General features: G+C 57.5%; 9 protein-coding genes. 8 read left to right on the top strand and 1 reads right to left on the bottom strand.

Annotated features, from left to right (window positions below; translation table 11 throughout):
• The first annotated feature begins 75 nt into the window (after positions 1 to 75).
• From ppa to HHJ16_RS00575, 3 genes are all read left to right on the top strand, one after another.
• Positions 76 to 615: an inorganic diphosphatase gene (ppa, locus tag HHJ16_RS00585; RefSeq protein WP_293639831.1), complete on the top strand. Its 540-nt coding sequence runs from the start codon at positions 76 to 78 to the stop codon at positions 613 to 615.
• A 123-nt stretch (positions 616 to 738) separates the two neighbouring features.
• Positions 739 to 1,140 (top strand): hypothetical protein, encoded by a 402-nt coding sequence (locus HHJ16_RS00580; RefSeq protein ID WP_293639829.1) that lies wholly within the window; start codon positions 739 to 741, stop codon positions 1,138 to 1,140.
• A 239-nt stretch (positions 1,141 to 1,379) separates the two neighbouring features.
• Positions 1,380 to 2,015: a DUF6806 family protein gene (locus HHJ16_RS00575; protein WP_293639827.1), complete on the top strand. Its 636-nt coding sequence runs from the start codon at positions 1,380 to 1,382 to the stop codon at positions 2,013 to 2,015.
• On the opposite strand, the gene HHJ16_RS00570 is transcribed toward HHJ16_RS00575, so the two are convergent.
• Complete coding sequence (locus tag HHJ16_RS00570; protein WP_293639825.1) at positions 2,012 to 2,710, bottom strand: TetR family transcriptional regulator; 699 nt, start codon at positions 2,708 to 2,710, stop codon at positions 2,012 to 2,014. The genes HHJ16_RS00575 and HHJ16_RS00570 overlap by 4 nt on opposite strands.
• A gap of 173 nt (positions 2,711 to 2,883) precedes the next feature.
• Between HHJ16_RS00570 and HHJ16_RS00565 the strand changes: the two genes are divergently transcribed.
• The 5 genes from HHJ16_RS00565 to HHJ16_RS00545 all read left to right on the top strand — a co-directional run bounded on the left by HHJ16_RS00565 (position 2,884) and on the right by HHJ16_RS00545 (position 11,946).
• A complete protein-coding gene (locus HHJ16_RS00565; RefSeq protein ID WP_293639823.1) occupies positions 2,884 to 4,128 on the top strand; it encodes an efflux RND transporter periplasmic adaptor subunit in 1,245 nt (414 codons plus the stop codon).
• 12 nt (positions 4,129 to 4,140) lie between these two features.
• Complete coding sequence (locus HHJ16_RS00560) at positions 4,141 to 7,338, top strand: efflux RND transporter permease subunit (RefSeq protein WP_293639821.1); 3,198 nt, start codon at positions 4,141 to 4,143, stop codon at positions 7,336 to 7,338.
• Positions 7,331 to 8,785 carry an efflux transporter outer membrane subunit gene (locus HHJ16_RS00555; protein ID WP_293639819.1) on the top strand — a complete coding sequence of 485 codons (1,455 nt, stop codon included), beginning with the start codon at positions 7,331 to 7,333 and terminating at the stop codon, positions 8,783 to 8,785. The genes HHJ16_RS00560 and HHJ16_RS00555 overlap by 8 nt, the downstream gene beginning before the upstream one ends.
• 144 nt (positions 8,786 to 8,929) lie before the next feature.
• Positions 8,930 to 9,466, top strand: coding sequence for a sterol desaturase family protein (locus HHJ16_RS00550; RefSeq protein WP_293639817.1), 537 nt, complete (start codon positions 8,930 to 8,932; stop codon positions 9,464 to 9,466).
• A gap of 365 nt (positions 9,467 to 9,831) precedes the next feature.
• Positions 9,832 to 11,946 (top strand): 3-hydroxybutyrate oligomer hydrolase family protein, encoded by a 2,115-nt coding sequence (locus HHJ16_RS00545; RefSeq protein WP_293639815.1) that lies wholly within the window; start codon positions 9,832 to 9,834, stop codon positions 11,944 to 11,946.
• Positions 11,947 to 11,966: the final 20 nt, after the last annotated feature.

Genomic DNA, 11,966 nt, shown 5'->3' with positions numbered 1-11,966 from the left:
GCCTTTCAAGGGTAGCCTCGGGCGATTCCAATCCGTTTTCTTCCATCAACGTCTTTCTATCAACGCAAAGCGATCATGTCTTTAGATAAAGTTTCCCCTGGTAAAAACGTCCCTGAGTCCTTCAACGTGATCATTGAAATCCCGATGAATGCCGACCCGGTGAAATACGAAGTGGATAAAGAGTCCGGTGCGATTTTTGTGGACCGCTTCATGAGCACGGCCATGCACTATCCGACCAACTACGGCTATGTGCCAAAAACCATCAGCGGTGATGGCGACCCGGTGGATGTACTGGTGATTACTCCGGTGCCCCTGATTCCCGGGGTGGTCGTGACGTGCCGCGCCATCGGCATCCTCAAAATGACCGACGAAGCGGGCGAAGACGGTAAGGTACTGGCCGTGCCGACCGACAAGATTTTGTCGCTCTACAGTAGCTGGAAAAAGCCGGAGGACCTAAGTCCCGTTCGTCTGAAAACGATTGCCCACTTTTTTGAGCACTACAAAGATCTTGAAGAAGGCAAATGGGTCAAGGTCCAAGGCTGGGAAGGCCCGGAGTCTGCCAAGAAGGAAATCGTCGACGGCATGGCCAACTACGCTGCCGCCAGCAAGGCCTAAACCGGGCCGTGAGGCTCGCGCAAACCTTTTTCGCTATTGTGAACGTAGCGGGATATTGGGGAGTCAGCTTCGGGTCGCTGTTCACAGGGTTGAGGCGACCCGCTTTCCGCGAAAGGTTTCTTCATGGCTATAGGTTGGTGGACTGTTTTACAGAGCGTTCCGTGGTCTGACGTCGTCAGCAATGCGCCGAAGGTCGCTGCGGGGGCTAAGAAATTGTGGAATGCGGTTGGTAAAAAACCTCGGTCGAACTCCAACGCAGTCACTGACGCTCGGGCGATTTTTTCACCTGAAGTACAAACTATTTCTGCCCTTGAATCGCGAATCCGGGCATTGGAGACTGCGGCGGCCGACTTGCAAGGCGAGATGTTCGCGTCCTCCGAATTGATCAAGGCGCTTGCGGAGCAGAACACGCAACTGATCATTCGCATCGAGACCATGCGCATTCGCCTTTGGCGGCTCGCTGGCGCAGTGGCGTTGGTCGGGCTGATCGTCCTTGCGACTGCAGTTTTTACATTAACACGCTAGGGTCCAAAATTTCGGTGATTCCGTTTGGACCGTTCGGCAACATGAGGCCTACGGTCTTTTGGGATCGACGCCTACAACGCCGCATGCCTCCACTTGTATTTCAAAAATTCCCTGTCGGGATGGTTACTTTTTAAAAAAACACCGATACCCACCAGCTTTTCGGCAACAGCGTCTTTTGTGGTTCCGGTCGCACATCCCATGCCCTGGGCGCCCCCTCGAAAATTGGGTAAGATAATTCCATGTCCAGCTACAACACTCCTTTTGAGATTCACGTTCACGGCGAAGTGCCTTTGCGTGCAGACGCTACTTTTGAGCAATTGCAAGAGGCGCTTAAACCGCTGTGGAAGTATGCGGGCTCCAAATCTTTGGCTGCGGGCGCTGCAAGCGTTTACGAAGAGGAGCCCGGTATCAAATTTGATGCGCACAAGCATTTGCTGCAAATCTGCTGGACCGTGCCAGGTGATGAAGATTTTCGCCAGGCACTTGATGAGATGTGCATGGGATTAAATGATTTGGCCGAGGTCGGCGCCCCCATTGAGGTGACTTTTTACGATTCCGACTATGACGAAGAGGAAGAGGGTGCCGATGACGACGAGGCGCGCGATGACTTCGCGATGTATTTTGTCGGTCCCACACCGGCGGCCATCATGCAGGTGCAGCGGGACTTGCTGGTCCAGGACATGATCAGCCTCATGGAACGGCATTTCGATGGTTCAGAACTCGGTGATGTCGTCGCGGCAGTCGACAAGTTGTTTGAGGGCCGCTTTGATGCCCTGGTTAATTCCATGCAGCTTGGCAGGCCGCCGCGCGGCTTGGGTGGGTCGCAGGGTGGGTCGGGCCACGGCGGCGGTCGAAAGCCCCGGCATCTGCATTAGGCCTTATGAGTCCTAGCGGGTTCAGCAGCGTTCCAGGAAGGCATGGGGCTTTCTTGCTCATTGGCAAAACCCAAGCCACGAAGGTAGACGTTCATCACACACTGGCCCACCGCCAGTAAGTCAAAAGCTTCTGGGTCGAGTAACCAGTTTTGTATCAGGCCGTCTACCAAAGCGTGCAGACCCCGCGCGGCCGTAGCGGACGGTGTCGCCAGCTTTATGTGTGACTGACGGGACGCCGCGTCCAGTCCTTGCTCCACGCGGCTTAGAAAACCATTGCGTATGGTGAGGTGGCGAAGGCGAACGGCCTGAAGTTCTTCTACGTATTCCACTTTGTGTGTCGCGACCTCAAAGACACGGCGTGTTTGAGCGTCGCTAACAATCTGCAGCAGCGCTTTGACGGTGGCACGCCGAATCAGGTAAATCGCATCGACGTTGTCAGTGCCGGCTTTGTCGGAATCGTTATCGCTAAGGTTGAAAGACGCTTCCATGGGCAGCGTGACGCGTTCCATCATGGCGTTGAACAGATCCGCCTTGTCCTTAAAATGCCAATAGACGGCACCGCGGGTGGCACCTGCCCGACGGGCGATGTCCTGCAAACTGGTTCGCGATACGCCCTGCAACTGAAACAGATGTTCGGCCGCATCCAGCAACTTGTGTCGGGTTGCGAAAGAGTCTTCTTTAGTTCGACGGGCCATGGGGAGTTTCTTGAGCCCAATTCTAGAAAGTGTCTTTATACATTCATAAGTGTATGTAAACTATATCATTCGCAAAAACCCTTACTCTTTCCCTTTTTGGCGAATCGTCGTTGCCTTAATCCCCGATGCCGCATTATTCTTTGCGCTTCACCCAAAAAAAATCGAGGAACAGCATGCCTATGTCTCGCGTTGTCAATTTTTATTGGCTGAAAAAATTTATGCGCCATCAGTCCCTGGCCGTAGTCGCCGCGCTTTCAATGTTTCTGGCCGGATGTGGCAAAGACGTCAGTGCCCCGGGTGCCAAAGCGCCGCCTCCGGCGCAGGTGGGCGTGGTGACTGTGACGCAGGGCGATGTCGGTTTGGTGACTGAACTGCCGGGTCGCCTCGAGGCCTCACGCATAGCGCAGGTGAGGGCTCGCGCAACCGGTATTTTGCAAAAGCGTTTGTTTCGAGAGGGCAGTGACGTGAAAGCGGGTCAGCCGCTGTTCACTATTGACTCCGCACCTTACGTCGCGGCAGCTTCCAGTGCAAAAGCGGGGCAGTCGCGCGCCGAGGCCAATCTCGTGCAGGCGGCTGGGCTTGCTGAGCGTTACAAACCCCTGGTCGAAGCCAACGCCATCAGCAAGCAGGAATACGCCAACGCCGTGGCTGCACAAAAACAGGCTGAAGCAGATGTCGCTGTTGGCAAGGCCAACGTGCAAACGGCAGCCATCAACCTGGGCTATGCCGCCGTCACCGCACCCATATCCGGCCGTATTGGCCGCGCGCTGGTGACTGAAGGCGCGCTGGTTGGACAGGGCGACGCGACACAGCTTGCGGTGATCCAGCAGATCAATCCCATGTACGTCAACTTCACACAATCGGCCGCGGAAGTGATGAAGCTGCGCGCCGCGATGGATGCCGGCCAGTTCAAGCGAGCTAGCGGCGCTGATGCCGCCAGCGTGCGTATTTTGTTAGAAGACGGCACGGAATATCCCCGTCTTGGCCGATTGCTGTTTTCGGATCTGACGGTTGATGCCACGACGGGTCAGGTCACCCTGCGCGCCGAAGTTCCAAACCCCAGCGCTCAGTTACTGCCGGGCCTGTATGTACGGGTGCGGCTGGAGCAGGCCCAAGCCAGCAACGCCATTACCTTGCCGCAGCAAGCCGTGACCCGCACCGCGCAGGGAGATACGGTCATGGTGGTGGCTAGCGACGGAAAAGTCACGCCGCGCCTTGTCAAGATCGGCTCAGCCAAAGGTACGCAGTGGGTGGTCCTTGAAGGCCTCAAAACTGGCGAGCAGGTCATGGTCGATGGATTCCAGAAGCTGCAGGGCAATGCGCCTGTGCGGGCGGTTCCCTGGCAACCGGCAGGAACCGCGTCTGCGCCGGCTGCCGCAGGTTCTGCCGCACCGGCTGCTTCCGCCGCCGCTAAATAAGGAACACTCTTCATGGCCAAGTTTTTTATTGATCGGCCGATCTTTGCCTGGGTTATTGCCCTTTTTATTCTGGTAGTAGGTGGGGTGGCGATCACTCAGCTGCCCATCGCCCAGTACCCGCCCGTGGCGCCGCCCGCGATTGTGGTTTCTGCAAATTATCCCGGTGCTTCTGCCAGTACGCTCGAAGACAGTGTGCTTAGCGTGATTGAGCGCGAAATGAACGGTACGCCGGGCCTCATATATATGGAGGCGGTTGCGCAGGCTAACGGCAACGGCAACATCACTCTGAGTTTTGAGCCAGGCACCAATCCCGATCTGGCGCAGGTCGATGTGCAGAACCGGCTGTCGCGGGCAGCGCCGCGTTTGCCGCAGACGGTCACGCAGCAAGGCGTGCGCGTGGACAAAGCAAACGCCAACTTTTTGTTGTTTACTATTCTGTCGTCCGACAACCCTGGCATTGATCCCGTGGCACTGGGGGACTATGCCGCGCGCAACGTGGTTCCCGAACTGCAGCGCCTCCCCGGCATTGGTCAGGCTCAGTTGTTTGGCACCGAGCGTGCCATGCGCATCTGGATAGACCCGGCCAAGCTCGCCGGGCTCGCGCTGTCAGCCACCGATGTGACGACTGCTATTCGCGCTCAAAACGCTCAAATCGCGTCTGGCACGATTGGCGATTTGCCTAACGTCGCGGGGCAGGGCATCGCTGCCACCGTGGTTGTCAACGGCCAACTGTCCAGCGTCGAGCAGTTCGGCAATGTGGTGCTGCGGGCCAATACCGATGGCTCGACCGTGCGGTTGAAAGATGTGGCGCGGATTGAACTGGGGGCGCAGAACTACGCGACTTCGGCGCGCCTCAATGGCAAACCTTCGACCGGTATTGGTGTCCAGCTCACGCCCAGTGGCAACGCACTGGCTGCCGCCAAGGCAGTTCGCGCCAAGATGGAAGAGCTCAAGCGCTACTTCCCTCAAGGCGTGACTTACTCCATTCCTTTCGACAGCTCGGGCTTTGTCAGCATCTCCATCCGTCAGGTGGCGCAAACGCTGATCGAAGCGGTGGTGCTGGTGTTTTTGGTGATGTTTTTGTTTCTTCAAAACATCCGCTACACCATCATCCCAACCATCGTGGTGCCGGTTGCCTTGCTCGGTACCTTTGCCACGCTGCTCGCGCTGGGTTTTTCCATCAATGTGCTGACCATGTTCGGCATGGTGCTGGTCATTGGCATCGTGGTGGACGACGCGATCGTGGTGGTGGAAAACGTCGAACGCATCATGAGCGAAGAAGGCCTGCCGCCGCTTGAAGCGACGCGCAAAGCCATGACTCAAATCTCGGGCGCCATCATCGGTGTGACGGTGGTGCTGATCTCCGTGTTTGTACCGCTGGCATTTTTTGCCGGTTCGGTCGGCAATATTTACCGCCAGTTTGCCGCCGTCATGCTGGCGTCGATTGCCTTTTCAGCTTTCCTCGCGCTTTCGCTCACACCCGCGTTGTGCGCGACGCTGCTCAAGCCGGTCGAAGCCGGGCACCATCACGCTAAGACAGGATTTTTCGGTTGGTTCAACCGAGGATTTACACGCACGGCCAAAGGGTATGAGGGGCTGGTGGCGCGTCTGCTCCGGCGGGCCGCGCGCTACCTGATTATTTATGTCGCCGTCATCGGTGTGGTGGCGCTGGTCTACAGCCGCCTGCCAACTTCCTTTCTCCCGGCAGAAGACCAAGGCAATATTCTCGTCAACATTCAGCTGCCGCCAGGCGCCACGCTGGAGCGCACACGCACGGTGATGGAGCAGGTGGAAGGTTTCATGCTGAAGCAGCCGGAAGTGCAAAGCATGGTGGGCGTGCTGGGGTACAGTTTCTCGGGGCAAGGCCAGAACGCAGCGCTTGCTTTTGTGACACTGAAGGATTGGTCCGAACGGACCGCAAAAGGGCAGTCTGCGGATGCTTTGGCGGGGCGGGCCTTTGGTGCCTTGTCGGGGATTCGTGATGCGTTCATTTTTCCTTTGAGTCCCCCGCCGATTCGCGAACTGGGAACTGCCAGCGGCTTTAGTTTTCGGTTGCAGGACCGCGCTGGGCTGGGCGGTGCAGCCTTGCTGGCCGCTCGCGGTCAATTGCTGGGCATGGCGGCTAAAAGCCCCATCCTCGCGCAGGTGCGACCCGACGGGCTGGAAGACGCGCCACAGTTGGAGATCGATATCGACCGCGACAGGGCCAATGCCCTGGGTGTGAGCTTTGATGCCATTAACGCCGCGCTATCCACCGGCTTGGGTTCTAGTTACGTCAATGATTTTCCGAACCAGGGACGGCTGCAGCGGGTGGTGGTCCAGGCCGATGCGCCCGCGCGCATGCAGCCTGATGACCTGCTCAAATTGAACGCTGGCAATAGCCGGGGGCAGCAGGTACCGCTGTCGGCATTTGCCTCGACGCGCTGGGTCAAGGGGGCCATGCAAACCATTCGCTACAACGGTTACCCTGCAATTCGAATCAGTGGTAACGCCGCACCTGGTTACAGCACCGGTGCCGCGATTGCTGAAATTGAAAAACTCGCTGCCCAGTTGCCGCAAGGCTTCGGCTACGAATGGACCGGGCAGTCACGGGAAGAAAAATTAGCGGGCTCGCAAGCCATCATTCTTTATAGCTTCGCTATCTTGTCGGTGTTTTTATGTCTTGCCGCGCTTTATGAAAGCTGGTCCATCCCATTGGCTGTGATTCTGGTGGTTCCTTTGGGCGTCATGGGGGTTTTGCTGGCCACCTTGCTGCGCGGCTATGCCAACGACGTGTACTTCCAGGTGGGCCTGATCACCATCATCGGCTTGTCCGCCAAAAACGCTATTTTGATCATCGAGTTCGCCAAAGATCTGCAGGCGCAGGGCAAAGGTGTCGTCGAGTCGGCATTGGCCGCCGCGCATCTGCGCTTTCGGCCCATTGTCATGACCTCGATGGCGTTCATGCTGGGCGTCCTGCCACTGGTCATTGCTTCTGGTGCCAGCTCCGCCAGCCAGCGGGCCATCGGGACCGGCGTGATCGGCGGCATGATGACCGGCACAGCCTTGTCCGTATTTTTTGTTCCGATTTTCTTTGTTTTGGTGCGTGGCCTTTTTAAGGGCAGCGAGCGGCAGCGAAAAATGTATTCCGATCATGCCAAAGCGGCCGGTATCGATCAGGACGGCGGCCATGAGAACAATGAAGGGAACAAAGGTGAGGAACATGCGTAAACCCAAGCGCCTGCAACTGTTCGCGGCAAGCGCTGCCGCGCTACTGGCCGGTTGTTCACTGATACCGTCCTACCAGCGTCCCGCAGCGCCCATTACAACAAGTTATCCGGCTTATGGAAATGCCGCTGCGCCTGTAACCGCCAACGCTGATTCGGCTGCTGACCTGGCCTGGCAAGATTTTTTTCCAGATAGCCATCTCAAAGGCCTGATTGAGCGTTCACTGGCCAACAACCGTGACCTGCGCGTGGCGGTTCTCAACATCGAGCAGACGCGTGCGCAGTACCAAATTCGTCGGGCGGACCAGTTCCCCAGCATCAACGGCGTATTTAGCGGCTCACGCACGCCTGCCGCAGGCGGTAGCATCACAAGTCTTTATACCGTGGGTCTGGCGGTCACGGCGTATGAACTGGACTTTTTCGGACGCGTTAGGAGCCTGAAAGAAGCGGCGCTGGGCCAGTACCTCGCGACGGAAGAGGGGCGCAAGACAGCGCAAATAAGTCTGATCGCGGCGGTGGCCAATAGCTACCTGAGCATTCTTGCGGACGAAGAGCTCCTGGACATCACGCGCCAGACACTGGCGACCCGCGAAGAGTCCATGAAGCTGAGCAAACTGCGTTTTAATAACGGTGTGACGTCTGAGTTGGACTATCGTCAGGCCGAGTCGCTGACTGAAGCGGCGCATGTGGCCTACGCCCAGCAGCAACGTCAAAGGGCGCTGGACGAAAACGCGCTGACTTTGCTGGTGGGCCAGCCGCTAGGGGATGAATTGCCAACGTCTGGCGAACAAGCCGCACGCCTGGCACAAACCCAGCCCATGGCTGATGTGCCCGCAGGTTTGCCTTCTGATCTGCTCACCCACCGGCCCGATATCCGTCAGGCCGAGCAGCTTTTATTGTCCTCAAATGCCAATATTGGTGCGGCCCGCGCTGCATTTTTTCCCAGGATTTCGCTGACGGTGGGCGCCGGCAGTGCAAGCAACGAGTTGTCAGGCCTCTTGAAAAGTGGTTCTTGGGGCTGGACCTTGGCACCCCAGTTGGTGCTACCGATTTTTGACGCTGGACGCAATCAAGCCGGGCTTGACTCTGCCAAAGTCGCTCGCGACATCGCGATTGCCCAGTATGAAAAAGCGATACAGACGGCCTTTCGCGAAGTCGCTGATGCGCTTGCCACGCGGGCGACGCTGGCCGATCAATTGCAGTCTCAGCAGGCGCAGGCGAATGCAGAGGCGGTCCGTTTCAAACTGTCCGATCTGCGCTATCAGAATGGCATTGCGAGCGCCCTCGATTTGCTGGATGCGCAGCGCTCGCTGTTTACTGCGCGGCAAGCGGTGGTGCAAACTCGTCTGGCCCAACTGCAAAGCCAGGTCACGCTGTATAAAACCTTGGGCGGCGGCTGGAAAGAGTCCACGCAGGATGCTGCGAGCGCAGAAAGTCTGCCCCGGCCTTGAGTGGACAGCGGCTACCGACCGAGCGAGAAAAGCGGTGGGCTCCTTGCCACAGTGCCGTCTCAGCGTGGTCCTCAAACTCTGGCACGATAGCGTTGATCGGTCATCAATCGGCGAATAAGAGTACTGTAAGGAAAGGAGTGCGGCATGAGGTTAAGTAAAACCGGCTACTACGCTGATTTCGTGGTCTATCCGTTGCTGCTGGTCGTGTTGGGTTGGGTCGCCTTCAGAACCACCGCCTCGAATCAGCGCTGGGAAGGGCTGCTTGTCTTTGTGGCAGGTGTGTTTCTCTGGACACTGCTGGAGTACCTGTTGCACCGGCATATTCTTCACCGCCTGAAACCCTTCAAAGGGCTGCATGACTTGCACCATGCTCGTCCGACCGACCTGGTTGGCACCCCCACTTGGCTAAGCGTGTCTCTTTTTGCGGGCCTCGCGCTACTGCTTTGGGGGAGCACAGATGCCGGTCTGGCCGGTGGTTTAACGGCAGGGTTGATGCTGGGTTATCTTTGGTACGTCTCGGTGCACCACGCGGTACATCACATCAAGGCACGCAGCGGTAGCTGGCTGTACCGCGCCAAACTGAGGCATGCCATGCATCACCAGCCCGGCCGACCTTGCAACTTTGGCGTTACCACGGGGTTGTGGGATGTTGCCTTCCGCTCCACTCGTCGCATCGTGTAACGAAAAAATCCGATGACTGGACGACGACAGTCCGGCCAGACCGGTCGTTGATACCGGCCCAGCAGGCCGCGAATTTGAAAGCATTCCTGCGCAAGCCGGTTTGTTTCCGACGCTTCTAGACCTTAGCCGCGCAAGATAGTTTGCGCATCGCACGCCTGCGACTGGAAAGCCTGAGCTATCGCGCCGCATAGCCGCGTCACTTTTCCTCGTCGTAGAAAAAAGGAGACGTTGCGTCTGCCTGAAAGATCCGCACTTCCTGCAAACAATTTGATGCAAGTTCACAAAATAACCCGCTTGTTGATCGTTTTTTCACGTGTTACTTTCTCTCGGCAACTTTGTGTAAATTAAAAAAGCAGGGAGTAATAATGAATTTGTATTTGTCTCAAATGTTGGCTTTGTTCCTGGTAGCGGGAGTTTCGGGCTGTGGCGACTCGGGATCCGGCAATCCCGGGCTCGCTGACAATATCAAGCCGAGCTTTATCAAAACCAGCATCAACAAAACCGTCTATGACGGCACGAGCAATGACCTATTGAGTGGCGGTCTCGGAAAATCCGGTCTGCAAGCCGCTGCGCCCGCCTTTGCCGATCCCGCGAACCCCACGGCAGCTGAGTTGCGCACCCGCGCCATCTACAACAACTACCGGGCACTGCTCGATATGAATCCCAATGGCGGCTACGGCGTGCTGTATGGCCCCAATGTCAACGCCGCTGGCGTGGCAGGCACCGGTGAGGGCCGCATTGCCGGGGAAGAGCATGTTACTTATGCCGATGACGGCACCGGCAAACTTAATGTCACCCTGATGGTGCAGATCCCCGCCACCTTTAACACGGCGGCCCCCTGCATCGTGACAGCGGTCTCCAGCGGCTCGCGCGGGATCTACGGTGCAATAGGGACTTCTGGCGAATGGGGTCTCAAAAATGGTTGTGCAGTGGCTTTCGCGGACAAAGGAACCGGCAATGGCGCACATGATTTGCAAAATAACCAGGTCAACCTGATTGACGGCCGCGTAGTGTCTGCCGCGACGGCGGGTACGGCGTCGCAATTTACCAGTGGTTTGAGTGCCACCCAGCTGGCGGCTTTTAACACCGCAACCCCGAACCGGTTTGCTTTCAAGCAAGCCCATTCCCAGCAAAATCCCGAGAAAGACTGGGGCCTTAATACGCTACAGGCGGTGCAGTTCGCGTTCTACGTGCTCAACGAAAAGTTCGGTCCGAGCAAGGGCGATGGCAGCAAACAGCAAAGCCTGTTGCCCGGCAACACGATTGTGATTGCGTCCAGTGTTTCCAATGGGGCGGGGGCGGCACTGGCCGCCGCTGAACAAGACACCGGCGGACTGATAAGTGGCATTGCAATTGCCGAACCTCAGGTGCAAGTGACCCCCAATGCGGCGCTCACCATCCGACGCGGTTCTACCGTCGTGGCTTCCAGTGGCAAGGGGTTGCTGGACATGGTGACCATTGCTAACCTGTATCAGCCCTGTGCCGCTTTGGCAGCCTCGGTCGCGGCATCGCCTGGCCTAGGATTTGTTAACGCAACGCGTGCGCAAAACCGCTGTGCCGGTTTGGCTGCGAAAGGCTTGCTGACCAGCACCACGCCGGCCGCGCAGGCCGATGAATCACTGGCCAAGCTGCGTGCGAGTGGCTGGGAGCCTGAGAGTGATCTATTTCATGCGTCGCACTATGCCCTTGCCGTTCCGGCAGTCGCAGTCACTTACTCGAACTCTTATGCTAAAGCCAGTGTGGCTGACAATTTGTGCGGCTTGAGCTTTGGAGCGACCACGGCCGTCACCGGAGTGCCCGCCGCATTGGCGACCACATCGGCAGTTCAGCTGTTTGCCAGCGGCAATGGCATTCCTCCCACGGGAAGCGTCAACATCATCAATAACAATTCGGTGGGCGGTCCTTTGTTGGATGGACAGTCAACCTCTCCATCCACCGGGGCTCAGGACTTGAATATTGACGCAGCACTCTGCCTGCGCAACCTGCTGACCGGCACCGATGCCAAAAGCACCATGGTTCAAACCAGCATTTCGCAAGTGCGCCGGACCAGTAACCTGCGCGGCAAACCGGCCATCATCGTGCATGGTCGCTCGGATACGCTGGAGCCGGTGAATCACACTTCGCGCCCCTACTATGGCAATAACCAGCTGGCTGAAGGCTCGGCCAGCAAGCTGCACTACTACGAAGTGACCAATGCCCAGCACTTTGACGGCTTCATCGACAACATAGCACTACCCGGCTACGACACGCGTCTTGTGCCTTTACATATTTATCTTGTGCGAGCCCTGGACCTGATGCTGGCCAACCTGCGCAGTGGAACGCCTTTGCCACCATCGCAAGTGGTACGCACCGTGCCCCGTGGCGGCACATCAGGATCGGCACCCCCCATTACGGCAGCGAATGTACCCAACATCGCGGCGACTCCGGGCAGCAGCGATGCCATTACCTTCGCCGGCGGCGTATTGACGATTCCTGATTAAGTTCGAGGGGCCAGCTCGCC

Origin of the sequence: Polaromonas sp. (genome assembly GCF_012927485.1) — a bacterium.
Taxonomy (GTDB): Bacteria; Pseudomonadota; Gammaproteobacteria; order Burkholderiales; family Burkholderiaceae_C; genus Polaromonas.
Note: the sequence above shows the minus strand (reverse complement) of the source record. Positions and strands in the feature narration are given on the sequence as shown.

Bases quoted from the DNA above. Each gene is read 5' to 3' on its own strand.
- HHJ16_RS00565 (WP_293639823.1), top strand. From the start codon at position 2,884: ATGCCTATGTCTCGCGTTGTCAATTTTTATTGGCTGAAAAAATTTATG.
- HHJ16_RS00560 (WP_293639821.1), top strand. From the start codon at position 4,141: ATGGCCAAGTTTTTTATTGATCGGCCGATCTTTGCCTGGGTTATTGCC.
- HHJ16_RS00550 (WP_293639817.1), top strand. From the start codon at position 8,930: ATGAGGTTAAGTAAAACCGGCTACTACGCTGATTTCGTGGTCTATCCG.
- ppa (WP_293639831.1), top strand. From the start codon at position 76: ATGTCTTTAGATAAAGTTTCCCCTGGTAAAAACGTCCCTGAGTCCTTC.
- HHJ16_RS00545 (WP_293639815.1), top strand. From the start codon at position 9,832: ATGAATTTGTATTTGTCTCAAATGTTGGCTTTGTTCCTGGTAGCGGGA.
- HHJ16_RS00555 (WP_293639819.1), top strand. From the start codon at position 7,331: ATGCGTAAACCCAAGCGCCTGCAACTGTTCGCGGCAAGCGCTGCCGCG.
- HHJ16_RS00575 (WP_293639827.1), top strand. From the start codon at position 1,380: ATGTCCAGCTACAACACTCCTTTTGAGATTCACGTTCACGGCGAAGTG.
- HHJ16_RS00570 (WP_293639825.1), bottom strand. From the start codon at position 2,710: ATGGCCCGTCGAACTAAAGAAGACTCTTTCGCAACCCGACACAAGTTG.
- HHJ16_RS00580 (WP_293639829.1), top strand. From the start codon at position 739: ATGGCTATAGGTTGGTGGACTGTTTTACAGAGCGTTCCGTGGTCTGAC.